Origin of the sequence: uncultured Castellaniella sp. (assembly GCF_937988725.1) — a bacterium.
GTDB lineage: Bacteria > Pseudomonadota > Gammaproteobacteria > Burkholderiales > Burkholderiaceae_B > Castellaniella.
In genome coordinates this window covers 940,220-960,840 of record NZ_CALKHS010000010.1, presented here as the reverse complement: position 1 = coordinate 960,840, position 20,621 = coordinate 940,220, and the positions used below count along the sequence as shown (strand labels likewise).

The window sequence follows — 20,621 nt, the reverse complement described above, 5'->3', positions numbered from 1 at the left end:
TCAGCGGGATGCCGGCGCGGCGGCCTGACGGCCCGCCCGATGCCGGTCGATGGCCATGGACGCCATCAGGATGACGAAGCCGCCCAGCGCCAGTCCTGTGCCCACCCAGCCCGGCGAAGTCCAGCCGTAGCCGCCGGCGATGGCCATGCCGCCCAGCAGCGGCCCCAGGGCATTGGCGAAATTGAAGGCGGAATGATTCAGCGCGGCGGCCAGCCCCTGCGCATGCCGCGCGACGTCCATCAGCCGCGTCTGCAGCACCGTGCCCAGCGCCCCGCCGAAACCGATCAGGAACACGTTCAGGGAAATCGACCAGGCGCGGCCCGCGGCCAGGGGAAACAGCGCCGTCATCGCGGCGCTCCACAGCAGCAGTCCGGCGGCGGTCGGCAGCAGGGCCTTGTCGGCCAGCCAGGGAACCAGGATGTTGCCCACGGTCAGCCCGACTCCGAATATTCCCAGCACCAGCGGCACCACGGCCGGCGAGACCTGGGTGACTTCCAGCAGGATGTCGGCCAGGTAGGTGTAGACGGCGAACATGCCGCCAAAGCCGATGGCCCCCACGGCCAGCGTCAGCCAGACCTGCAGGTGTTTCAGGGCGCCCAGTTCGCGCAGGGGGCTGGCGCCGGGCTCGGGCGGGCTGTAGGGCGCCAGCCGGGCCACCAGGATCATGGTCAGCAGGCCCGAGAGGGCCACCAGGCCGAAGCCCCAGCGCCAGGTCAGGGCGTGGCCCAGCCAGTTGGCGAACGGCACGCCGACGATGGTGGCGACCGTCAGGCCCAGGAACATGCGGCCGACGGCCTGGTTGCGCCGGCCGTGCGGCACCAGGGATACCGCCACCAGGGATCCGATGCCGAAATAGGCGCCGTGGGGCAGGCCGCTGAGAAACCGCAGCACCAGCAGCGATTCGTAGTTCGGCGCGAAGGCGCACAGGGCGTTGAACAGGGCGAACAGGCCCATCAGCCCGATCAGCAGCGTGCGCCGCGCCATGCGGGCGGCCAGCACCGTCAATAGCGGCGCGCCCACCACCACGCCCAGGGCATAGGCGCTGATGACGTGCCCGGCCGTGGGGGCGTCGATGCCCAGGTCCTGCGCGAAGTAGGGCAGCAGGCTCATGGTGGCGAATTCGGTCGTGCCGATCGCGAAGGCGCCGATGGCCAGCGCGAGAATCACCAGTCCCGCCGAGGCGGGCGCCCGCGGGCGGCGTGGGGAAGCTTGAGGCATGAAATGGGAATGAGAGGGGCGGTTCTTCAGAAAAACAGTGTACTTCATCAGGGAAAACCCTGATCAAGATCGATCCGGCCGCGCGGCGCGCCGGAAGCGCTGTCTTATTCCGCCCGCCTGGATTAGTCTTTCGGTTTCCCACCGTTGAGAGAATCCTCCGCCATGCAATTCACCACCATCGGCGCCGCCATCGTCGACATCGTCGTTTCCACGGTCCAGCCGATGCGAGGGGCCAAGCAGGACGTGGATCACATCGGCCTGTACGCGGGGGGCGGGGCGGTCAATGCCGCGCTGAACGTGGCGGCGCGCGGCGCCCGGGTGACCGTCCATGCCTGCGTGGGGCGCGACCTGGAAGGCGGCCTGATCCGGGATCTCCTGCAGCGCCACGGGATTCGCGCCGCCATCCCCGACCACCATCTGCCCACGGGCAAGGCCGTGGTCATGGTGGACGATTCGGGCGCCGCGCGGGCCTATGCGCAGCGCGGCGCCAGCGCCTGGGTGGGCGAACAGGGCTTTGCCGGCCTGCAAGGGGCGGACGTCGTGTATGTGACCGGCCTGTCGCTGGAATCCCAGGCCTGGCTGCAGAATGCCCTGGGGGCCATGGCCTCGCGGCCATTCCGCCTGGTCGTGACTCCGGGGGCGCGCCAGCTGTCCGACCCGGACGCCCTGCATGGCGTGTGGGACCAGGCCGACCTGCTGTGCGTCAACGCCCGCGAGGCCGCGAAACTGGTTGGAGACGATACCCTGCAGACCGATGCGCCGCCGCCCGACGTGGCGCAGGCGCTGGCCCGCCGGCTGGCGCGCCGGCCCGGTCAGGCCATTCTGGTGACGCTGGGGGCGGGCGGCGCCCTGTTCTTCGACGGCGAGCGGGCGCATTTCCATGAAGCCCGGCGGGTGGCGGCGAAGTCCACCATCGGCGCGGGCGATGCCTTCGCCTCGACCTTCGTGCATGCCTGGGCGGATGGGGCGGCGCCTCAGGCCGCGCTGGCCGCCGCGACGGACAGCGCCGCGCGGATCATCCAGGTGATTCCGGCCAATCAGGCGGGGCCGCTGCGGGCCTGAGCCCGGACACGGGCGGGGCGGACATTTCACCTCTGGACCGGCGCTGATTCGATCCTGTTTTATATAACTTCAGGTTTTATAGGTATCCCCGACCGTCAGATCGGATCTGGGACAATAAGCACCTGATTCCTTCACTTCCACGGTTTCCGTCATGAAGATACTGTCTGCCTTTTTCAGCGGGGCGGCTCTGGCCCTGGCTGCGACGTCCGGCGCCTGGGCGGCCCAGCCGCTGCTGACGCCGGCTGAACTCAATGCCCTGCATCAGCAGCCCTCGGTGCGCGTCATCGACATCCGTCCGGCGGATGTCTATGCGGCGGGTCATATTCCCGGCGCCGTGTCGGCGCCTTACGCCCAGTGGCGCGGTCCGGCGAACAATCCCGGCCAGGTGCCGCCCGTCGATCGCCTGGAACAGCAGGTGCGGGCCTTGGGAGTCGACCGGAACGTGCACGCCGTGGTGGTGTCGTCCGGCGCGGATGGCACGGATTTCGGCGCTTCCGCCCGGGTCTACTGGACGCTGAAGTACCTGGGCCTGAAAGAACTGTCGATCCTGAACGGCGGCGAAAAGGCCTGGGCGGCCGCCGGGCTGCCGCAGGACAAGGCGGCACCGGCCGTCAAGGCCAGCGCCTTCCAGGCGCACCCCGATGATTCGATTCTGGCGACCACGGACCAGGTGGCCGCCCAGGTCGGCAATCCCCGGACCAAGCTGGTGGATGCCCGGCCGCTGGACTTCTATCTGGGCAAGGTCAAGGCGCCCACGGCCCAGGTGCCGGGCACCATCCAGGGCGCAGTCAACGTGGAAAACAGCCGCTGGTTCCAGCCGGGCACGTCGATCTTCGTGTCTCCTGATCAGGCTCGCAAGATCGCCGCCGAACTCCTGCCCGGAGAGCAGGCCGCCGAGACGATTTCCTTCTGCAACACCGGCCATTGGGCGGCGACCGACTGGTTCGCCCTGTCGGAGATCGTGGGCGTGAAGAACGTCCGGCTGTATCCCGAATCCATGGCGGAATGGTCGCAGGATGCTTCCCGCCCCATGGACAATGTCCCCGGGCGCGGCAGCCAGATCCTGAACAAGGTCAAGGGCCTGTTCGGTTAAGCGGGCCGTCGATCCATGATGAAGCGTCTTCCCCTGGCGGTGGCGATCACCGCCTTTCTGGTATTTCTGGCCTGGTCGGTTGCTTTGCGCCAGGCCTTGCTGTTTCTGGTGGGCATCGGCCTGGGGGCGGTGCTGGCGGGCGCGCGTTTCGGCTTCACCACGGGCTGGCGCAAGCTGATCGAGCAGCGCGACCCCTCGGGCGTGCTGGCGCAATTGGTGCTGCTGGCGATCGCGGCCGCCGTGTCCATCCCCTTGCTGGCCGCCTACCCGACGGATCTGGGCGCGGCGCTGGGGCCGCCCAGCGTCAGCCTGATCGTGGGCGCCTTCGTGTTCGGCGCCTGCATGCAGGTGGCCGACGGCTGCGGTTCCGGCACCCTGTACAAGGCCGGCCTGGGCATTCCCATGAACATGGCGATCCTGCCGCTGTTCGCCATCGGCAGTTTCCTGGGCTCGGCCACGCTGAGCCAATGGCTGTCGCTGGGCGCCTTGCCGCCTTATGGCCTGGTGACGCATTTCGGCGCGCCGACGGCCTTGTTGCTGACGCTGGCGGGGCTGGCGCTGGTCGGCTGGGGCGTGACTCGCTGGACCGGGCGATCGACCCCCTGGTGGGATCGCAAACTGCTGGTGGGCGCCGTGCTGCTGGCCGCGCTGGCCGTGCTGAACCTGGTGATCGCGGGCCAGCCCTGGGGCATTGTCTACGGCTTCGGCCTGTGGGCCGCCAAGCTCGCCACGGCCGCCCACCTGTTCGATCCGGCCGCCAATGCCTTCTGGAGCGAACCCGTGAATACGGCGACGCTGACCCAGTCCATTTTCCTGGACGTGACCTCGATCACCAATATCGGCATCCTGGCCGGGGCCCTGTGGATCGCCGCGGGCAAGCCGCGCTCCGCGGCGCGGCCCATGACGGCCAGCCAGTGGATGATCGGGCTGGGGGCGGGCCTGCTGCTGGGCTATAGTTCCCGGCTGGCGTTCGGCTGCAATATCGGCGCCATGGTCAGCGGTATTTCCACCGGCAGCCTGCATGGCTGGATCTGGGTGCCCATGGCGTTTCTGGGGTCGCTGATCGGCGTGCGGGTGCGCCGCCGGTTCGCGTTCTGAGCCGGAGGGCGAAACATGACACACGCGACTTCGATACCGGTCCGCCATCCCGCAAGACAGAAGGGGGCGGCATGAATACCCGTTGGCTGGCCGTGATCTTCTGGGTGCTGATCGTGGCGTTCTTCGCCTGGGACTGGGCGCACAGCGCCCCGGTCAACGTGCGCGCCGAGCCTCCGCTGATCGCGGTGGGCTCGGGAGTGGCCCCCAGCGGCGGGCATTGCGCCTCGACGTTCTGAGCCGACCGGTCGGGGCCCGGGGCTGCGCGCGGCCCGCGGACTCGCGCGTCCCGGCACGGTCTACGGCAATGCGTTGACCGGAATCTTCAGGTACGACACCCCGTTTTCTTCGACGGGCGGCAGCCGGCCGGCGCGGATGTTCACCTGCAGCGCCGGCAGGATCAGCGCGGGCGCCGACAGCGTGGCGTCGCGCGCCTGGCGCAGCGCCACGAAGGCGTCTTCCGAAATCCCGTCGCGCACGTGGATGTTGTGCGCTTTCTGTGCAGCCACGCTGCTTTCCCAGGCGGCCGGCCGGGTGTCGGGCGGATAGTCGTGGCAGGCGAACAGCCGGGTGGCGTCCGGCAGGGCCAGGATCCGCCGGATGGACCGGTACAGGGTCCGCGCGTCGCCGCCGGGAAAGTCGGTGCGCGCCGTGCCCAGGTCGGGCATGAACAGCGTGTCGCCGGTGAAGACGGCGTCTTCCACCCGGTAGGCCATGTCCGCCGGCGTGTGGCCGGGCACGAACATCGCGGTGGCCGTGAGCGCGCCGATCCGGAAGGTGTCGCCGTCGGCGAACAGATGGTCGAACTGGCTGCCGTCCGCCGGAAAGTCGGGCTCCAGGTTGTACAGCGTTTTGAACACCCCCTGCACCTGGCGGATGGAAGCGCCGATCGCGACGCGGCCGCCCGTCTGCTGCCGTAGATAGGCGGCCGCCGACAGGTGGTCGGCGTGCGCATGGGTTTCCAGAATCCATTGCACCGTCAGTCCCTGGCTGCGCACGCAGGCCAGGATGGCGTCGGCGGCGGCGGTGCGGGTGCGGCCGGATGCCGGATCGTAGTCCAGCACGGGATCGATGATCGCCGCGTCGCGGCTGGCCGGGTCGGCCAGCACGTAGCTGATGGTGCCGGTGACGGGCTCGAAGAACGGCTGGATCTGTATCGGCATGATGGTTTCCCCCTTGCTTCGCATGCGGGCGGGCGCCCGGCCGGATGAGCATTTCATCACGGCAAGCCTGCCGCCTGCCAAACAATATATTGATTAATATTATATTTGTTGATATATTATAGTCAAGTTCATTTTTCGGATGCTTTGAACACCATGTCTGCCGATGTCCTGGATCCCGCTCGTTTGCGGGACGCCGCCGCCCTGGCGGTGGCGGATCTGAAGATTCTCGCCAACCCAGAACGTCTGTTGCTCTTGTGCCAGCTGTCCCAGGGAGAGCGCAGCGTGGGCGAACTGGAAGCCCTGCTGGACATCCGCCAGCCGACCCTGTCCCAGCAGCTGGGGGTTCTGCGGTCCGAGGGCATCGTGGCCACCCGGCGCAGCGGCAAGCAGGTGTTCTATCGCGTCGCCAAGCCGCACTTGTTGCAAGTGCTGGCCACGCTCTACACGATCTATTGCCCGAAGGAGACTGAACATGATTGACTGGAATGCCTTCACGCCCGGGTCCGCCCTGGTCGGGGGACTGTTGATCGGCGGGGCGGCCGCCTCGCTCATTCTGCTCAACGGCCGCATTGCGGGGATCAGCGGAGTGCTGGGCGGCCTGCTGCGGGCGGGGCGGGGGGATCGCGGCTGGCGGCTGGCCTTCCTCGCCGGCCTGGTGGCGGCGCCCGTGCTGGCGCGCTGGTCGGGGCATGCCGTTCCGATCCGGATCGATGCGGGGGTCGGAACCCTGGTCGTCGCAGGGCTGCTGGTGGGGCTGGGCACCCGGTACGCCGGCGGCTGCACGTCCGGGCATGGCGTCTGCGGTCTGTCGCGTCTGTCGCCGCGGTCCCTGGCGGCCACGCTCTGCTTCATCGGCGCCGGCATGCTGACTGTATTCGCAGCGCGGCACGTCCTGGGGATGTAAGGATCGCATCATGACGACATTCACGGCATTTCTATCGGGGCTGGTCTTCGGCATCGGCCTGCTGGTGTCCGGCATGGCCGAGCCGGCGAAGGTTCTGGGTTTCCTGGACGTCGCCGGCGCCTGGGATCCATCCCTGGCATTGGTCATGGGCGGCGCAGTCATGGCGGGCCTGGGGGCGTTCCGGCTGGCCCGTCGGCGCAGCACGAGCTATCTGGGCCTGCCGCTGGCCCTGCCCGCCGCGCGCCGGGTGGACGGGCGTCTCGTCGGCGGCAGCCTGGTGTTCGGGATCGGCTGGGGCCTGGTGGGCTTGTGCCCCGGCCCCGCCCTGGTCGGCCTGGGGGCCGGGCAGTGGCAGGCCGTCGTGTTCGTGGCCGCCATGCTGGCGGGCATGGGCATCTTTCAGTGGCTGGAAAAGCCCCGGTCCTGATGGCCCGCCGGCCGGGCGGGAACCGGCCGCCGCCCGGGCAGCATGCGGACCAGGGTGTCGTCGCGCAGGACGTAGTGGTGCGCCAGGGCTGCGGCGGCATGCAGGCCGATCAGGAAATAGCCGATGTTGCCGATGACCTCGTGGATGTCCTGCAGTGTGCGGCCCAGGGCCTTGTCCGGGCCGATCAGGGCTGGCCATTCCCAACCGAAGAACGGCACGGGCTTGCCTTGCGCGCTCAAGGTCAGCCAGCCCAGTAGCGGCATCAGGATCAGGAAGGCGTACAGGACGATATGCATGACGCTTGCCAGCCGATGTTGCCAGGCCGGCACTGGCGGCGTGATGGGCGGAACTCGCGACATGCCGCGGATCGCCAGGCGGATGAACACCAGACAGAACACCGTCAGACCCAGCATGGCGTGCCACGATTTCATGGCGTCGTGCAGCGGATTGCTCTTGGGCGCCAGGCCGCGCAGTTCTATCAGCGAATAGACTCCGATCAGCAGGATCAGCGTCAGCCAATGCACCGCCATCATGGGACGGCTGTAGCGCTCATTCGATGGATTCATGATCCAGCCTTTGCAGGGCGACGGGATGGGAGCATGGTAGGTGATTGCGGATGAACGGCGAATGAATGCGAATCGCCGGAAAACACAAAGGCCATCCCACAGAGGGATGTGATACAAGTCGATGTCGAGTGGAAGCTTTCAGGTTTTTGCATCGGAATTGTTTCACCTGGGGAAGTAATGACACCTGAAGATGAAAAGAAAATCGCTGACCTCATCCGTGCCGCAAGAGCAAATAAGCGAGGTTATGCAGACTTCTATAGCTGGTCCACTGACAGAGACATTGAAGAGTGGGGTGTAACGACCGAGCTATGGAAGTCCCTTCAGGCCACCGGAGAGTCCTTCTTCGATGACATCAAGCGACGAGGCCGAGGCAACGACCCGCCCGATTGTGAGGCTGTGGATTACAAGGGAAACCGGATCGCCATAGAGGTTACTGAGCTGGTCTGCCCGGACGCAATTCGAGCGTACAACGATGGGCGTGTCTATGATTGGGCAGATTGGCCCAAGAAACGCTTCATAGACGCGATAGCGCACCGCATTGCCACTAAAGGGGATCGTTACGGAAAACTCAGGGGTGGTCCTTACGAGGGTGGGTACGTGGTCCTGATCTTCACCGATGAGCCCATGCTACCAATTGCCACCGTGCGGAAATTTCTAGACGGTCACGTCTTCAGCAGACCTGAAGGGGTAACTAGGGTATTCCTTCTCCTGTCTTACGATCCTGGGGTGCAGATGAGTCCGTATGTTGAGTTGACCCTAGGTAGTCTTTGTCCGTAGGGCGCGACTCCTTCCGCAAAGTAACTAAGTCGGCATCAATGGCAGTGCCTTGCTCCAGCCTTCCTGTCCATGTGACACCCGTTCTTATCGGTACGTCCGCCATGTGCCCAGGTCGGCGCTACGGCGGTGATGCCGAAGATGGCCAGCGCGACGGCTGCGATGATCATTTTCATGGTGTCCCCCTTTGTTGGTGGTTGATCTACGTCACCTAGCCCATCAAGCCAGAATCCATGCAATCCCGCGTGCAACCCCATAGGCAGATCCAATGCCTGCTGACACCAGAAAAAATGCAGGTATACAACATCCCATTGCACGCCCGATTTTTTGCCGACGTCCAGATTTGGTGAGAGGAACGCCTATCTTGCGCGATAGTCTGCCTTTTGCTGCGGATAGACCTGTGGCCCTTTTCCACGAGAAAGACGTTCCATATTTTTTTCGTCGCGCCATGGCCCTCTACCCCTTTTGGTCCCAGCCGACGACAATCCCATTTTCCAGCGTGATGCGAAGCCCAAATCTGTTGGCTCCCTGTTGACGGTACTTCCACGTTTCACGAACCTTGTTCTTCATCACTTTCTGGTCAATATCCACGGGCCCGCCCAGGGCGTCTGTCAGTTGCTCCTCAGTTTGTCCTTGCCACATCGTTCTGGACATGATGCGATCCACAATCCGCGGGTCATGATATTTGCTCATCAGGTAGGCGCGGCGTTCGGCGAGGCGCTTCTTTTTGAGCGCGGATGATGCCCATATCCAGACCACTACAACCAGAGCGATTACGCCGATCAGTTCCATCCTTTCTCCACATTTCTACATTATAAATAATGTTTTGTTACCTATAGGCTAAAAGTAACCCTGTATTTGAGTTCACTCAATCAGGGTTTTTCAGAGGGAATAGCCGCGCTAAGCGTGGTCTCAGAACTCCTGGCTGCGCTACGCCTTCAACACACGCTTGATCACCTGGAAATCCATCTTCTTGGTGATGTTGAAGGGCCCGTAACCACAGAAACTACCTTGCTTGTGCATGTGGCTTAAGATGGTTTCGCTGAAGATCCGCATGAATACTTGTTTTCCAGCAGCTGTAACCACCAATTTGGATAATTCTAAGTGCGGAGTAACGCCGTTGTTACTATGGCGGGGCTATTTATAGGAAACAGCGTTTACGGTGGTTACCTAGTCACGGCCACCTTCGACTATGCGGCCATCAGCATAGCCAGCTTTGCGAGCCAGGGCAGGATCGTCCTAACGCGCGAGAGTGTCATCAACCATGGCTGATAAATGCCCATCCCCCGTTTGTGGGATAGAGCCCTGAGGGGTACATAGGGGGTACACAGACGCCAAAAACAAAAACGCCAACCGCGAGGGCTGGCGTAAATGCTTGAATCTATTGGTGCCGGCTAGAGGAGTCGAACCCCCGACCTTCTCATTACGAATGAGCTGCTCTACCAACTGAGCTAAGCCGGCCATGACGGTTATGGTTAATCGCCATCGTCTGGCAGGGTTGGGCCCCACCAAAGCCAGCTATTATACATGGAATTTCTTCGATAAAAAGGTGCTTCTCATGGGCATGATTCCGGGCCTCATGATCGCGGCGGCGCTGCTGCCGTACGCGGCGGCCATCGCCGCCAAGGCGGGCGGCAAGCGGTTCGACAACGACGATCCGCGCCCCTGGCTGGCCGCCCAGCAGGGCTGGCGGGCGCGCGCGAATGCCGCGCAGGCCAATTTGTTCGAGGGGCTGCCGTTCTTCTATGCGGCGGTGCTGTACGCCCTGTATGCGGGCGTGCCGACGGATCGCCTGGCCGGCCTGATGGGAGCCTGGATCGCGCTGCGGATCCTGTACATCCTGGCGTACATCCTGGGACGCGGGACCGTGCGGTCCCTCATCTGGGGCGCGGCGCTGATCGTGAACGCGGCGATCGTGCTGTCCTGACGCCCGTCGGGCGGCGAGCGGCGAGCGGCTTCAGTCCCGGTCAGCGCGGTCCGGCGCCTGCGGGCCGCCGTCCTGCTGGCGGCTGTTCTGGATCATCGCCACCGCGTCGGGGAACAGGTCCCAGCAGGACATGAACAACGCGGCGAACAGCGGCCCGATCACGAAGCCGTTCAGGCCGAACACAGACAGGCCGCCCAGGGTCGAGATCAGCACCACGTAGTCGGGCAGCTTGGTGTCCTTGCCGACCAGGACGGGGCGCAGCAGATTGTCGATCAGGCCGATCACCATCACCCCGAAGATCGTCAGCGTGATGCCTTGCCACCAGGCGCCCGTCACCAGGAAATACACCGCGACGGGCACCCAGATCAGCGAGGCCCCCACGGCGGGCAACAGGGACAGGAAGGCCATCAGCACCCCCCAGAACAGGGATCCCTGGATGCCCAGGAAGGCGAACATCAGGCCGCCCAGCAGGCCCTGGGTGGCGGCGATCACGATGTTGCCCTTCACGGTGGCCCGCACGACCGTGGCGAACTTCTGGAAGAGCTTGTGCCGGTGGTCGTCCTGCAGCGGGATCAGGCGCTTGAGCGCCGGCACCATGGACGGGCCGTCGCGCAGCAGGAAGAACAGCAGATACAGCATCACGCCCAGCCCGACCACGAACTGGAAGGTGTTCTGGCCGATGTTGACGGCCTGCTTGGCCAGGAACTGGCTGGCCTGCAGGGCGCCGGTCGACAGCTTCTCGCGGATGCTGAGCAGGTCGCCCACGCCGAAGGAATCCAGCCAGCCGTGCACCCAGGGGGGCAGGGCGGCGACCACCTGTTCGTAGTATTGGCCCAGGTTCAGCTGGCCCGTGTTGATGCGCGCGTACAGGCCCGCGACCTCGTTGGCCAGGGCGCCGGCGATGAACAGCAGCGGCAGGATCACGATCAGCGTGATGCACAGCACCGTCAGGAAGGAGGCCAGGCCGGGGCGTTCGCCGCCCAGCAGGCGCAGCAGCCGCCGGTGCAGGGGGTTGAAGATCACGGCCAGCACGCCGCCCCAGAAGATGGCGGCGTAGAAGGGCAGCAGGATGCTGATGAACGCGATCGAGACGGCGGCCAGCAACAACAGGAAACTGCGGAAATGAAGAGTGTTGGTGTGCATGGGTGTCGTGTGGACGGTTCGGTCAGTGCCGCCGGGCGTTGCGGATCCGGTAGGCGATGGCGCCGATGATGGCGGCTGCGACCGGCATGCTGGTCAGCAGGGCGATGCGCGGCGACCAGTCGAAGCCCAGTGTCAGTATCCCCTGATACAGCAGCTTGAACAGGCTGAACAGATAATAGCTGATGGCGATGATGGACAGGCCCTCGACCGCCTTCTGGATCTTGATCTGGGTGTCGGCCCGGGTGCTCAGGCTCTGCAGGATCTGGCTGTTCTGCTCTTCCATTTCGACCTGCACCCGGGCCTGCAGCAGGTTGCCCAGATGGGCCACCGCGCTGCCGATGCGGCTCAGGCGCTGGTCGGTGGATTCGCAGTAGCGCACGGTGGGGCGGAACCGTTGCGCGATGAACGTCCCCAGTTGCTGGCAGTCGCCGGTGCGGCTTTCGTGCAGTTCGGCGATGCGCTCGAAGACCAACTGGGCGTAGGCCTCGGTGGCGCTGAAGCGCAGCCGGGTGCGGGCCCTCGTCTGGGTCACGCGGGCCGACAGCTGCGTGATGCGCTTGAGCAGGGCCCGGATGTCGCCGGCGTCGGTGCGGGCATTGTCGTCCGACAGCGCCACCAGCTCGGCCTCGTATTGCCGCAGCTCGCCGCTCAGCGATCGCGCGACCGGCAGGGTTAGCGACGCCATGAGGCGGTAGGTTTCGACTTCCAGCAGGCGGCGCACCATCCGGCCCAGCCGCCGGCCGTCCAGCTGGCGGTTGAGCACCAGCATGCGATTCAGGCCGTTGCCGTTCAGGCGCAGGTCGCTCCAGACGGTGGCCTTGCCTTCGTCCAGCTCGGAGCCCACCGGGTCGTGGAAGCCGTAGGATTCCAGAGTGCCGCGCCAGGAGGATTCCGATTCCACGCAGACCTGGTCGGCATTGATCAGCAGCCCGCTGTGGGCTTCGGCCACTTCGGCCAGCACGGAGGGCAGCGCCGGCCAGGGGCCGGACTGGGCGCCGGGGCTGACCAGGGTCAGCGTCAGGAATTCCGTGTGCCGCTCCCATTTCAGGTGGGCGTCCCCGACGGGGAATTCTCCCTGGGGCAGGGCGGGATCGGCCAGCGCCACGTGCCGGTCGCAGAGGGTCTGGATGATGGTCTGGGCCGCATCGCCTTCGTCCAGGAAGGCCAGGTGGAACACCTGGGCGGGCGCGTCGAAGTACATCGAGGGGCGCGCATGGAGTTCGTTGTGCAGGACGTTGCGGTGCAGGTGCATGCGGCCTCGGTCGGGGGCGGATCGGAAGAGGTTCAGTGTATCCAAAAAATATATGAAAAACGCCGCAGCGACTCGCTGCGGCGTTGAATATGGCTGATCAGGGCGTCGTGATGATTCAGGCCCCGGTTTTCGGCATCGTGTGTTTCTTGGCGGATGAGTGGGCTTTCTTGGCCTTGTGCTGAGCCTTGGCTTTGTGGGCCGGGGCATGTTTCGCAGTCGCCTGGGCCGTGGTCGGGGCGGGGGTGCCTGCGGTATTGGCAGCGAAAACAGGCGCGGCCGTGGCGAGGCCAAGGGCGGCCACTGAGCAGGCCGTCAGGTAGGCAATGCGGGAACGTGTCGTCATGACATCAACTCCAGAGAGTGCCTGGGCACACCTTGTGCCCGGGCAGGCAGAACGATCCACCTGTTGCTCAGATCATGGCCCGGCGAAATGGTTCGCTGCCGACATGAAGGCTTACCATGTTGACGGCGGGCTGAACGACGGCCGCCGGCGCCTGTGGGGCGGATGCAGTCGGCGCAGGTCGGGCGCCCGGGGGCGGCGACGGCGTTTCAGCCGGCGGCCTGCCCGGCGGGATACAGGACCGTTCCGTCCGGCTGGACGACGGCCCCGCGCGTCAGGCTGGCCTCGTCCACGTGGTCCGGTCCCATGATGTGAAAAACCGGGACGCGCCGGGCGATCAGGTAATCGCTGACGATGCGCCGGTGGCAGCGCCACCAGACGGCTTCCGAGCACATGATGGCGCAGCGCTGCGCCTCGGCTCGCGCCAGCAGCGTGTCCAGTCCCTGGCGGAATTCATCCGTCAGGGCGTAGTCGGCGTAGTGGTGGAAGCTGTCGTTTTCCCAGAAGCCGTTGACGTCCGGTCCCACGGTCTTCGATTTGCCGCGCAGCCCGCCCAGGGCCGCCAGGTGTTCATAGTCGATGCCATAGAGCGCCAGCGAGTCGGGCAGGGCGTCCCGGTTGAACTGCGGGTTGGTGCGTGAGCGTGGCACCGTACGGATGTCCACCAGCCGTTCGATCCCCGACGCCTGCAGCAACGCCGCGAAGGCGGGCAGGTCGCGGGTGGAATGGCCGATGGTGTAGATCGTCGACATGGCCTTTTTTCCCGAATCCGATCCGCCCATGGTAGTCCTTTCGCCGCCGGCACAGGCGGGGCGGGCGGCCCGGCGGCGCCATCCGGCCGGTCAGTCGAAGATTTCGTGCCAGAACGATTTGCGCTTGCGATATCCGTCGTAGCGGCGCTCGTCGGGGTGATGGGACTGCGGGTACGGCTGGGGGGCGGCCTGCCGGGCGGGCGCCTCGAGTTCGCTGGCGCTGCGCTCGATGATCTTGTCGAGCTCGCCCCGGTCCAGCCAGACGCCGCGGCAATCGGGGCAATAGTCGATTTCGATGTTCTGGCGCGAAGACATGACGAGGTTCGTGTCAGGGCATGCAGGGCATTTCATGGGCAATGGCTCCGTGGAAATGTGGAAGGGAACCCTGTTTGACTGTTCAGTTTCCAGTAAGTTCCAACTTTTTCGATGTTGTGATGAATGCACATTTATAGGATAATTGTGTTAATAGCACATTTCTGGAGCCGCCATGACCGCACTGCTCAAGATGTCCCCGGCGCCCGATGCCGTCCTGGCCAAGGCCGTCTTGCGGGCGGGGGATCAGTTGGGGCTGCGCCAGGCCCAGCTGGCGGCGGTGCTGGGCATGCACCGCACCGCGGTCAGCCGGATGAAGACCACCCAGTCCCTGGATCCCGCCTCGAAACAGGGTGAAATCGCCCTGCTGCTGATCCGGGTGGCGCGGGCGCTGTTCGCCCTGGCGGGGGGGGATGCCGTGTGGATCCGGCATTTCATGCAGTCTCCCAATGCCGTCACGGGCGGGGTGCCGGCCGAACAGATCCGCACCATCCAGGGGCTGATGACGGTGCTGCGCTTCGTCGACGCCCTGCGGGGCAAGATTTGATCTGGGCGGAATGCGACGGCCCGCGCTGGATCCGGCCGATCCGGGGCACTCTGTACCGGCTGGTCGAAAGCCAGGAACAGATCGCCACGCTGGGCTACGTCGATACCCTGGAAGAGCAGGCCGTCCTGGAATCCCTGCTGGACGACGCCAAGCCCGACTGGCCGGCCGACAGCGGGCGCTACCACTACTTGTTGCGCACGCCGTTCCGCTATCCGCCCTTGCCGTGGGGGTCCCGGTTCGGGGCCCGGCATGAACCAGGCCTGCTCTACGGCGGCCTCAGCCAACAGGCCACTTTGGCGGAATCGGCGTATTACCGCTTCGTCTTTCGCCAGTCCATGATGGGGCCGGCCCCGAAGGACGAACTGATCAGCCAGCACACCCTGTTCACGGCATCCTACCGCACCGATCACGGGGTCATGCTGCAGGCGCCGCCGTTCGATCGCTTCGGCGCGTCCCTGACGCACCCCTCCGATTACACCGCGACCCAGCGCCTGGGGGCCGACATGCGCATGGCGGGCGTCCAGGCTTTCGAATACGCCTCCGCCCGCGACCCGGGGCATCGGCCGTGCGTCGGGCTGTTCACCCATCTGGCGCTGTCCAGCGCCAGACCCCTGTCGCAGGCCTCCTGGCTGTGCGAACTGCGCGAACGGGAAGTCTCCTTCAAGCCTCTGGCCGACCGGTCGGTGGCGACCTATCGCCTGGATGATTTCCTGGTCGATGGCGCCTTGCCCCGGCCCGCCTGATCCCCTATCGTGTAGTTCTGATTGCAAAGGAAGGCGCATGGACAAGATCCGGCTCGACAAATGGCTCTGGGCCGCCCGTTTCTACAAGACCCGCAGCCTGGCCGCGCACGAGATCGGGGCGGGGCGTATCCAGATCAACGACCAGATCGTGGCCAAACCCGCCCGGGAAGTCGCGGCGGGCGACCGCGTGCGGGTGCGCAAGACCGGCCTGGACATCGAAGTCGAGATCCGCGCGATCAGCGGCGCGCGCGGCCCGGCCCCCCAGGCCGCCTTGCTGTATCAGGAAACGCCGGACAGCATTGCGGCCCGCGAAAAGGCCGCCGAACAGCGCCGTCTGGCGCCCGAACCCGCCCACGATCTGAACGCAGGCCGCCCCACCAAGCGGGACCGCCGGCTGATCGATCAGATGCGCGGGCGTTGAGGCCTGGCTGACGGCGGGCGCTTCGCGCCTTCAGCGCGGCACGAGCCGCCTGGAGATCTCGACCTTCGCTTTGCTGTAGAGTCCGGCCTTCGCTTTACGGTAGCAGATCGCGCAGGCGATCGGCATCAGCGTGGGCAGGATGATGTAGAGCGGGGAAAATACCGGACTGCTGAAGTGGTCCAGCGGCGTGGCGTCGCGGATGTCGTAGAGCCCCAGCGTGTGGAAGACCAGATCCAGGAACAGGTAGCCGATCAGGTGATAGCTCATGATCGCCTTCGATTCCCTGCCGGCGGTCTCGAACAGCTCCATTCTTTCGCTGGACAGCACCCACGACAGGTAGAACGTCGAATAGATGCCGCAGAAGATCCTGAGGAAGGACATGACGAACCCGTCGGGGTATTTGCTCCAGGCCATGACGACGGCATGGTCGAAGCCGGTCCGCGACGAGACGTACATGACGAAGAACGCGGCGATGAAGCCGTACAGGCTCAGGGATCTCCATAGAAACGGCCTGGCCACGTATCCGGCCAGGTAGAAGGCGGACGCCGTGCAGATCTGGCTCAGGTAGTTGAAGCCGATGTCCTTGCCTTCATGGAAGCGGTCCGCGAAGGTTTCCATGCCCAGGTATCCCAGCGCCAGGATCGCCAGGACATAGACGGCGGATGAGAATCGCCATTCGCGTGTCGCCTTGATGATCGGGAACAGCGCGGACGAGGTCGCCGCATAGCAGACGATGAACCAGAGGACCAGGAAATAGGTGTTCTGCTCGAAGTTCGACTCGTAGTTGGCAAGCAGGATTTCCCGGATCGAGCCGTTGAACGGATCGCCCTGGATGTCGGCGCCCAGGCCGTTCCTGAACAGGACGGCCATCGATCCGACCACCAGATAGGTCGAGACCGCATACAGCACGTGCTTCCTGGCGATCCCTGCGTAGAACTTCCGCGCCCCGGCGCGCGGGTCGAGCAGCAGTCCGCCGATGAAGAAGAACAGCGGCATGTGAAAGGTGTACGGCCGGTAGAAATCGAAGAGCGATCCGTGGTAGTGGCCGATGACCACCATGACGATGCCCATGGCCTTGGCGTAATTGATCGCCAGGGATTCGCGCGCGGTCGGTTTGTCGTGAAGGTGACGCTCCATCTGCATCCTCTGCGATGGCTCGGTTCCGCGAAGCCCGGTGCGGGGCTTCCTCACCGTATTGCCGGAACTGGCAGCGTAACATCGGCGAGCGCCCGGGAAGGGGGAGGAAACTACGCGAAGTAAGCGGGCGTCACTGGACGTGGCGAACAGCCTGCGCGCGGCAGGCCCGCGCCGCATTGACACGGCCCGTTTTCCGGGTTTCGTTCGCTTGTGTGCGTGTGAAAAATTGTGCTATAGTTTCGCTTCTTCGCAGTTCCCCGATAGCTCAGTCGGTAGAGCGACGGACTGTTAATCCGCAGGTCCCAGGTTCGAGCCCTGGTCGGGGAGCCACAGAATGCCAAGCGTAAATGCTTGAAAAATAACGCCTCTTTCATAGGGGCGTTATTTTTTTGTCCGATCAAACCACCAATTTGGGTGATTTGATAGCGCAAATGATAGCGCTGCTATCAATGGGCTTGATACACCGGCAACGGCACGTACTTTGAAGTGTGGGGCGATATGCCTCAACAATTGAAGTCGAGTCCGCGCAGGCAACTGCTCCACCCCCTATACGCCTATGTCACTTAACTTACAGGGACATAGCCATGACAACTTGCCATCTCGACCAGCACCACCCACTAGCATTCGTCGGCCACCCGGGCCAGGCAGGAGGTGCACAATGAGCACACGCCTACCTCAGCCCTTTCGCTACCGTGGTCGCTGGCGCGCCCAGGTCACGCTCAAAAACGGCGAACGCTCCAGCGAGGACTTTGACTCGTTCGCACAAGCGAAGCTCTGGATCGCCGATATGCTGGCCAACCGCAATGCGGAAAACGAGCCCTTATTGGGTGGCCCCACACAAGCGCGCCTGGCCGATATGCTGGACCACTATGTCCGCCACACCACCCTGGCCAAGGGCGGCGCGGTGCAGGAAATCAACCGAGCCAACCACTACCTAGTGGTTGCGGGGCTGCCCGAGTTGGCGCTGTGGGAGTCCGCAGACGGTACCCAGGCAGTCGTGACGCTCACGCGCAAACACGCCATGAAGCGTGAGGGGCGCGGCGACACCGCAGCGGTCACCCCGCAAAAGCGGCGAGGCCCTCGCAGTGAGTCTGGGGTGCTCCCATCAGGCTTTGCCCAGCACAATGAGGTTCGTAGCCGAGCGTCTCACCCGCGTACTTATGAGCTGTACACGACGCTCGCTAACAAATGCGCCTCACAGATCACCGGGGCCGATATGCGCGTCTTACACACGACCATGACCGCCGAGGGCTATTCGGCCATGCCCATGTTCTGCTTTCGTTCAATGAGTTCCTCAATTATTGCCTGCGCATGACGCCATTCAATACCGTGCCCGGTGCCACGGTATTGAAAACGGTACCGTATTTCTTTACGTTTTCATGCAGCAACTTGATGCGTTGGTCTGATTCATCAGTATCTACAATGATTTCATAGCTGATGCTCTCCATCTTTGGCGGTACATCCTGGCGCACCCCGTCCACGCGGACTTTCACGCTCCTCAGCTCAAACTTGAGAATCGGCACCACTCGTTCAATGCCTTTGATCATGCACGCCGATAGCGCTGCCAACAGCAGTTCCGCCGGGTTGAAGGCATCGGTGCGTCCGGCGAGATCAGTATCCAGCGTGATTAATGCAGATTTGCATTGAGCCTCACTACCGTGCGCATCATTGCGCCATGCATGAACAACGAAATGCATTTTCTGTGGAGCGTTTCCCATGGTTTCTCCTGAAGGGTGGAATTGGGTTCAGCAGCATTTTCTAGGTGGCAATGATAGTGTGCAGCACGCCGAGGTTTGTGCCAACAATAGCAACCAGCCAGAAGCAGTCATTAATGACTGCTTCTGGCTGCGGATTCAACCGGTGGATGCAACATACTAGACGCTACGTGAGCAGAAGGAGTGTCGCAGATGAAGCAGAGGCCTCGAATCTACTACACAGAAAGCCAGAAAGCCCTGATGTGGGAGCGCTGGCGTAAGGGCGAATCGCTTCAACAGATCGCTCAGTTGTTTGATCGGAACCACTCCTCGATTCAGGGGATACTTGCAGAGACCGGCGGCATACAGCCAGTGCCAAGATGTCGATCCCGTCTAGCGCTGACGTTCGCCGAACGCGAAGAGATCTCACGAGGCCCGATTGCGGGTCACTCGATCCGCTCAATTGCCATGAGGCTCAAGCGGTCACCCTCCACGATCAGCTGGGGAGTCAATCGTAACGGAGGGCCGCCGGATTATCGTGCCAGTCTGGCAGAACAGGCCGCATGGGGTCGGGCCCTTCGTCCTAAAACGTGTAAATTGACTGACAATCGGGCCTTAGCGCACCTTGTGGCTGAGAAGCTCCAACTACAGTGGTCAACTTTTCCGAAACCCAACAAATGCCATCTCCCGCGCAGTGACCGACCAGGCCACTCTACCCTATTGCAAGAGCCCCCCACAGCCAATGAAGTAGCCTACATCTGATCTTACAATTCGTGCTGGTCGTGTGCTTTTGTGTTTGGCATAAGGCTCTCCCTGACGATGGTTTGAATTGTGAGGCGCGCTGCACTTCCTCTCTTTTTCCTTTTATAGCCGGAGCGGATGTTGAGCAAGGCCGAGTGGATGCGGGACGACTGGTATTGGGCCGGCCCCGGCGACTACAAGTTCGAGCTGTGGCGCCCGGGCGCGGATTGCGCGGAAGACACCCGGTCGAGCCTCAAGGCGGCACAGAAGCGGCATGCCGAGATCGTTGGGTAGGTTTGGCTGGGCGCAAAAAAACCGCCCGAAGGCGGCCTTGAACATTGTCACTGCGTGACCGGGAGTCACTTCAATAAGGCAACCCGGGAAATCTTTCTTTCATCAGTTTGAGAAAATGGGCGCGGTCCTTGACGCATTGCCTGTTACGCTCGATTTCATCGAACGGCGAAGGCGGCGCGGGCGGGTGGTTCGTGTTTGCTGTGTGCAATTTCGGAACGAAAAAGGCAGCAGGTGAGAGAGAAAGGGTCATTAGAGTTCCAAGTAGCCTGGTCGGTTTGTTGTGTGTGTCTGGACCAGGGTTGCCCGTCGCGAGCCGCTCTGACTTCGACGAAGCCAGTGTGCAAAGGGCCGCATGCGCGGAGCGTGCGATTTTGATGGAGGCGTTGTCACGATCTGTTAGATTAGTCATGGATCTTGAGTGACCATCCGCCTCGCTTCGTTCAGTCTGAGGCATATATAGGCAGATAGCTAGATTTACTTTGTATCAGTTATCTTTGTGCAGTGGAGGGGGTTGTCAGACGCTGGAGTGACCTTACTATAGCCACCGCTTGATCAGAGCGCATAGCCAGGCTTTGCCACCCGCACCTCAAACCAAGCCTCCGTCTCCCCCATGGACTGAAACGCATCGCCTCGGGCCCGCCCGGCAGCAGCGATCCATCGCTTGGCCAGCGCCATGTCCTTGGGCGCCATTTCGTTCTCAGCAGTGTCTTCAGCCGCCGCCCAAGCCCGGTAGGCTTCAAGCGTCTGCTCGGGTCCGCCAAGGACTCGTTCCAGCGTCCGGCGAAACCGTTGTTCCGCGTCCTGCCGTGCCTGTGCGGGTAGGTCGGCGGGCGCGTCCTGAAGGGTGATCGTGTACATGGTGGCTCCTGCGTTTTCTGTGTTTTTATACAGCTATTCGAAGGTAGCCATCAAGCGCGCCTCGCAGCGCTTTCCAAAGCGTCCAGACGCAAAAAGCCCGCTCGGTAGCGGGCAGGGCGGCGTCTCATATCCAGCTGTATTTGGCGGACTGTTCCTAG

28 protein-coding genes, 2 tRNA genes and 1 pseudogene are annotated in these 20,621 nt (G+C 63.7%); 17 read left to right on the top strand and 14 right to left on the bottom strand.

Annotated features, from left to right (window positions below; genetic code table 11):
* Positions 1–1,218, bottom strand: a complete 1,218-nt coding sequence (locus Q0263_RS15070) for an MFS transporter (protein WP_298017860.1) — start codon at positions 1,216–1,218, stop codon at positions 1–3.
* A 162-nt stretch (positions 1,219–1,380) separates the two neighbouring features.
* On the opposite strand from Q0263_RS15070, the gene Q0263_RS15065 reads away from it, so the two are divergent.
* The 4 genes from Q0263_RS15065 (at position 1,381) to Q0263_RS15050 (ending at position 4,707) form a co-directional block, all read left to right on the top strand.
* Positions 1,381–2,280 (top strand): carbohydrate kinase family protein, encoded by a 900-nt coding sequence (locus Q0263_RS15065; RefSeq protein ID WP_298017858.1) that lies wholly within the window; start codon positions 1,381–1,383, stop codon positions 2,278–2,280.
* Positions 2,281–2,431: 151 nt separating this feature from the next.
* Positions 2,432–3,373 (top strand): sulfurtransferase, encoded by a 942-nt coding sequence (locus Q0263_RS15060; RefSeq protein WP_298017855.1) that lies wholly within the window; start codon positions 2,432–2,434, stop codon positions 3,371–3,373.
* Between the two features lie 18 nt (positions 3,374–3,391).
* Entirely contained in the window at positions 3,392–4,471 is a 1,080-nt protein-coding gene (locus Q0263_RS15055; protein ID WP_298019143.1) for a YeeE/YedE thiosulfate transporter family protein, read from the top strand.
* Between the two features lie 71 nt (positions 4,472–4,542).
* Positions 4,543–4,707 (top strand): hypothetical protein, encoded by a 165-nt coding sequence (locus tag Q0263_RS15050; RefSeq protein WP_298017852.1) that lies wholly within the window; start codon positions 4,543–4,545, stop codon positions 4,705–4,707.
* A 60-nt stretch (positions 4,708–4,767) separates the two neighbouring features.
* Here the strand turns inward: Q0263_RS15050 and Q0263_RS15045 are convergent, their stop codons facing one another.
* Positions 4,768–5,631 carry an MBL fold metallo-hydrolase gene (locus Q0263_RS15045; RefSeq protein ID WP_298017849.1) on the bottom strand — a complete coding sequence of 288 codons (864 nt, stop codon included), beginning with the start codon at positions 5,629–5,631 and terminating at the stop codon, positions 4,768–4,770.
* 153 nt (positions 5,632–5,784) lie between these two features.
* Between Q0263_RS15045 and Q0263_RS15040 the strand changes: the two genes are divergently transcribed.
* From Q0263_RS15040 to Q0263_RS15030, 3 genes are read left to right on the top strand one after another with little or no spacing between them, the layout of a single operon-like run.
* Positions 5,785–6,111, top strand: coding sequence for a metalloregulator ArsR/SmtB family transcription factor (locus Q0263_RS15040; RefSeq protein WP_298017847.1), 327 nt, complete (start codon positions 5,785–5,787; stop codon positions 6,109–6,111).
* On the top strand, positions 6,104–6,535 hold the full coding sequence (locus Q0263_RS15035) for a YeeE/YedE family protein (RefSeq protein WP_298017844.1): 432 nt from the start codon (positions 6,104–6,106) through the stop codon (positions 6,533–6,535). Before Q0263_RS15040 ends, Q0263_RS15035 begins: the two co-directional genes overlap by 8 nt.
* A 10-nt stretch (positions 6,536–6,545) precedes the next feature.
* Positions 6,546–6,962: a DUF6691 family protein gene (locus tag Q0263_RS15030; protein WP_298017842.1), complete on the top strand. Its 417-nt coding sequence runs from the start codon at positions 6,546–6,548 to the stop codon at positions 6,960–6,962.
* Here Q0263_RS15030 and Q0263_RS15025 read toward each other — a convergent pair.
* Complete coding sequence (locus Q0263_RS15025) at positions 6,935–7,528, bottom strand: cytochrome b (RefSeq protein WP_298017840.1); 594 nt, start codon at positions 7,526–7,528, stop codon at positions 6,935–6,937. The genes Q0263_RS15030 and Q0263_RS15025 overlap by 28 nt on opposite strands.
* 177 nt (positions 7,529–7,705) lie before the next feature.
* Between Q0263_RS15025 and Q0263_RS15020 the strand changes: the two genes are divergently transcribed.
* The gene (locus Q0263_RS15020; RefSeq protein ID WP_298017838.1) at positions 7,706–8,305 is read left to right on the top strand and encodes a hypothetical protein; all 600 of its coding nucleotides are present in this window, start codon (positions 7,706–7,708) and stop codon (positions 8,303–8,305) included.
* 35 nt (positions 8,306–8,340) lie between these two features.
* On the opposite strand, the gene Q0263_RS15015 is transcribed toward Q0263_RS15020, so the two are convergent.
* From Q0263_RS15015 to Q0263_RS15005, 3 genes are all read right to left on the bottom strand, one after another.
* Positions 8,341–8,478, bottom strand: coding sequence for a YHYH domain-containing protein (locus Q0263_RS15015; RefSeq protein ID WP_298017835.1), 138 nt, complete (start codon positions 8,476–8,478; stop codon positions 8,341–8,343).
* Positions 8,479–8,758: 280 nt separating this feature from the next.
* Positions 8,759–9,094: a DUF2845 domain-containing protein gene (locus Q0263_RS15010; protein WP_298017832.1), complete on the bottom strand. Its 336-nt coding sequence runs from the start codon at positions 9,092–9,094 to the stop codon at positions 8,759–8,761.
* A gap of 593 nt (positions 9,095–9,687) precedes the next feature.
* Positions 9,688–9,763: transfer RNA gene (locus Q0263_RS15005), tRNA-Thr, on the bottom strand.
* A gap of 97 nt (positions 9,764–9,860) precedes the next feature.
* On the opposite strand from Q0263_RS15005, the gene Q0263_RS15000 reads away from it, so the two are divergent.
* Positions 9,861–10,229, top strand: coding sequence for an MAPEG family protein (locus Q0263_RS15000; RefSeq protein ID WP_298017829.1), 369 nt, complete (start codon positions 9,861–9,863; stop codon positions 10,227–10,229).
* Between the two features lie 30 nt (positions 10,230–10,259).
* Here Q0263_RS15000 and Q0263_RS14995 read toward each other — a convergent pair whose 3' ends face one another.
* The 5 genes from Q0263_RS14995 to Q0263_RS14975 form a co-directional block, all read right to left on the bottom strand.
* Positions 10,260–11,372, bottom strand: coding sequence for an AI-2E family transporter (locus Q0263_RS14995; RefSeq protein WP_298017826.1), 1,113 nt, complete (start codon positions 11,370–11,372; stop codon positions 10,260–10,262).
* A 22-nt stretch (positions 11,373–11,394) separates the two neighbouring features.
* Positions 11,395–12,624, bottom strand: a complete 1,230-nt coding sequence (locus Q0263_RS14990; RefSeq protein WP_298017824.1) for a DUF3422 domain-containing protein — start codon at positions 12,622–12,624, stop codon at positions 11,395–11,397.
* Between the two features lie 115 nt (positions 12,625–12,739).
* Positions 12,740–12,967 carry a hypothetical protein gene (locus tag Q0263_RS14985; protein ID WP_298017822.1) on the bottom strand — a complete coding sequence of 76 codons (228 nt, stop codon included), beginning with the start codon at positions 12,965–12,967 and terminating at the stop codon, positions 12,740–12,742.
* Between the two features lie 206 nt (positions 12,968–13,173).
* Positions 13,174–13,716, bottom strand: a complete 543-nt coding sequence (locus Q0263_RS14980) for a DUF488 domain-containing protein (protein WP_298017820.1) — start codon at positions 13,714–13,716, stop codon at positions 13,174–13,176.
* Between the two features lie 90 nt (positions 13,717–13,806).
* Complete coding sequence (locus Q0263_RS14975; RefSeq protein WP_298017817.1) at positions 13,807–14,067, bottom strand: zf-TFIIB domain-containing protein; 261 nt, start codon at positions 14,065–14,067, stop codon at positions 13,807–13,809.
* Positions 14,068–14,203: 136 nt separating this feature from the next.
* On the opposite strand from Q0263_RS14975, the gene Q0263_RS14970 reads away from it, so the two are divergent.
* From Q0263_RS14970 to Q0263_RS14960, 3 genes are read left to right on the top strand one after another with little or no spacing between them, the layout of a single operon-like run.
* Positions 14,204–14,575, top strand: a complete 372-nt coding sequence (locus Q0263_RS14970) for an MbcA/ParS/Xre antitoxin family protein (protein ID WP_298017814.1) — start codon at positions 14,204–14,206, stop codon at positions 14,573–14,575.
* Positions 14,572–15,318 carry an RES family NAD+ phosphorylase gene (locus Q0263_RS14965; protein WP_298017812.1) on the top strand — a complete coding sequence of 249 codons (747 nt, stop codon included), beginning with the start codon at positions 14,572–14,574 and terminating at the stop codon, positions 15,316–15,318. Before Q0263_RS14970 ends, Q0263_RS14965 begins: the two co-directional genes overlap by 4 nt.
* Positions 15,319–15,355: 37 nt before the next feature.
* Positions 15,356–15,739 (top strand): RNA-binding S4 domain-containing protein, encoded by a 384-nt coding sequence (locus Q0263_RS14960; protein WP_298017809.1) that lies wholly within the window; start codon positions 15,356–15,358, stop codon positions 15,737–15,739.
* Positions 15,740–15,769: 30 nt separating this feature from the next.
* Here Q0263_RS14960 and Q0263_RS14955 read toward each other — a convergent pair whose 3' ends face one another.
* Complete coding sequence (locus tag Q0263_RS14955; protein ID WP_298017806.1) at positions 15,770–16,876, bottom strand: acyltransferase family protein; 1,107 nt, start codon at positions 16,874–16,876, stop codon at positions 15,770–15,772.
* Positions 16,877–17,130: 254 nt separating this feature from the next.
* Between Q0263_RS14955 and Q0263_RS14950 the strand changes: the two genes are divergently transcribed.
* A tRNA-Asn gene (locus tag Q0263_RS14950) sits at positions 17,131–17,206 on the top strand.
* Between the two features lie 328 nt (positions 17,207–17,534).
* Positions 17,535–18,191 (top strand): hypothetical protein, encoded by a 657-nt coding sequence (locus tag Q0263_RS14945; protein WP_298017803.1) that lies wholly within the window; start codon positions 17,535–17,537, stop codon positions 18,189–18,191.
* Here the strand turns inward: Q0263_RS14945 and Q0263_RS14940 are convergent.
* Entirely contained in the window at positions 18,175–18,594 is a 420-nt protein-coding gene (locus Q0263_RS14940; RefSeq protein WP_298017801.1) for an OsmC family protein, read from the bottom strand. The genes Q0263_RS14945 and Q0263_RS14940 overlap by 17 nt on opposite strands.
* On the opposite strand from Q0263_RS14940, the gene Q0263_RS14935 reads away from it, so the two are divergent.
* From Q0263_RS14935 to Q0263_RS14925, 3 genes and pseudogenes are all read left to right on the top strand, one after another.
* Entirely contained in the window at positions 18,593–18,754 is a 162-nt protein-coding gene (locus Q0263_RS14935; RefSeq protein ID WP_298017798.1) for a hypothetical protein, read from the top strand. The genes Q0263_RS14940 and Q0263_RS14935 overlap by 2 nt on opposite strands.
* A 29-nt stretch (positions 18,755–18,783) precedes the next feature.
* A pseudogene (locus Q0263_RS14930) lies at positions 18,784–19,227 on the top strand (helix-turn-helix domain-containing protein); the annotation flags it as partial.
* Between the two features lie 225 nt (positions 19,228–19,452).
* Positions 19,453–19,605, top strand: coding sequence for a hypothetical protein (locus Q0263_RS14925; RefSeq protein WP_298017796.1), 153 nt, complete (start codon positions 19,453–19,455; stop codon positions 19,603–19,605).
* A gap of 552 nt (positions 19,606–20,157) precedes the next feature.
* Here the strand turns inward: Q0263_RS14925 and Q0263_RS14920 are convergent.
* On the bottom strand, positions 20,158–20,463 hold the full coding sequence (locus Q0263_RS14920) for a hypothetical protein (RefSeq protein WP_298017794.1): 306 nt from the start codon (positions 20,461–20,463) through the stop codon (positions 20,158–20,160).
* Positions 20,464–20,621 lie beyond the last annotated feature (158 nt).

Coding starts and splice junctions, on each gene's coding strand:
- Q0263_RS15070 (WP_298017860.1), bottom strand. CDS start 1,218: ATGCCTCAAGCTTCCCCACGCCGCCCGCGGGCGCCCGCCTCGGCGGGA.
- Q0263_RS15065 (WP_298017858.1), top strand. CDS start 1,381: ATGCAATTCACCACCATCGGCGCCGCCATCGTCGACATCGTCGTTTCC.
- Q0263_RS15060 (WP_298017855.1), top strand. CDS start 2,432: ATGAAGATACTGTCTGCCTTTTTCAGCGGGGCGGCTCTGGCCCTGGCT.
- Q0263_RS15055 (WP_298019143.1), top strand. CDS start 3,392: ATGAAGCGTCTTCCCCTGGCGGTGGCGATCACCGCCTTTCTGGTATTT.
- Q0263_RS15050 (WP_298017852.1), top strand. CDS start 4,543: ATGAATACCCGTTGGCTGGCCGTGATCTTCTGGGTGCTGATCGTGGCG.
- Q0263_RS15045 (WP_298017849.1), bottom strand. CDS start 5,631: ATGCCGATACAGATCCAGCCGTTCTTCGAGCCCGTCACCGGCACCATC.
- Q0263_RS15040 (WP_298017847.1), top strand. CDS start 5,785: ATGTCTGCCGATGTCCTGGATCCCGCTCGTTTGCGGGACGCCGCCGCC.
- Q0263_RS15035 (WP_298017844.1), top strand. CDS start 6,104: ATGATTGACTGGAATGCCTTCACGCCCGGGTCCGCCCTGGTCGGGGGA.
- Q0263_RS15030 (WP_298017842.1), top strand. CDS start 6,546: ATGACGACATTCACGGCATTTCTATCGGGGCTGGTCTTCGGCATCGGC.
- Q0263_RS15025 (WP_298017840.1), bottom strand. CDS start 7,528: ATGAATCCATCGAATGAGCGCTACAGCCGTCCCATGATGGCGGTGCAT.
- Q0263_RS15020 (WP_298017838.1), top strand. CDS start 7,706: ATGACACCTGAAGATGAAAAGAAAATCGCTGACCTCATCCGTGCCGCA.
- Q0263_RS15015 (WP_298017835.1), bottom strand. CDS start 8,478: ATGAAAATGATCATCGCAGCCGTCGCGCTGGCCATCTTCGGCATCACC.
- Q0263_RS15010 (WP_298017832.1), bottom strand. CDS start 9,094: ATGGAACTGATCGGCGTAATCGCTCTGGTTGTAGTGGTCTGGATATGG.
- Q0263_RS15000 (WP_298017829.1), top strand. CDS start 9,861: ATGGGCATGATTCCGGGCCTCATGATCGCGGCGGCGCTGCTGCCGTAC.
- Q0263_RS14995 (WP_298017826.1), bottom strand. CDS start 11,372: ATGCACACCAACACTCTTCATTTCCGCAGTTTCCTGTTGTTGCTGGCC.
- Q0263_RS14990 (WP_298017824.1), bottom strand. CDS start 12,624: ATGCACCTGCACCGCAACGTCCTGCACAACGAACTCCATGCGCGCCCC.
- Q0263_RS14985 (WP_298017822.1), bottom strand. CDS start 12,967: ATGACGACACGTTCCCGCATTGCCTACCTGACGGCCTGCTCAGTGGCC.
- Q0263_RS14980 (WP_298017820.1), bottom strand. CDS start 13,716: ATGTCGACGATCTACACCATCGGCCATTCCACCCGCGACCTGCCCGCC.
- Q0263_RS14975 (WP_298017817.1), bottom strand. CDS start 14,067: ATGAAATGCCCTGCATGCCCTGACACGAACCTCGTCATGTCTTCGCGC.
- Q0263_RS14970 (WP_298017814.1), top strand. CDS start 14,204: ATGACCGCACTGCTCAAGATGTCCCCGGCGCCCGATGCCGTCCTGGCC.
- Q0263_RS14960 (WP_298017809.1), top strand. CDS start 15,356: ATGGACAAGATCCGGCTCGACAAATGGCTCTGGGCCGCCCGTTTCTAC.
- Q0263_RS14955 (WP_298017806.1), bottom strand. CDS start 16,876: ATGGAGCGTCACCTTCACGACAAACCGACCGCGCGCGAATCCCTGGCG.
- Q0263_RS14945 (WP_298017803.1), top strand. CDS start 17,535: ATGAGCACACGCCTACCTCAGCCCTTTCGCTACCGTGGTCGCTGGCGC.
- Q0263_RS14935 (WP_298017798.1), top strand. CDS start 18,593: ATGGTTTCTCCTGAAGGGTGGAATTGGGTTCAGCAGCATTTTCTAGGT.
- Q0263_RS14940 (WP_298017801.1), bottom strand. CDS start 18,594: ATGGGAAACGCTCCACAGAAAATGCATTTCGTTGTTCATGCATGGCGC.
- Q0263_RS14920 (WP_298017794.1), bottom strand. CDS start 20,463: ATGTACACGATCACCCTTCAGGACGCGCCCGCCGACCTACCCGCACAG.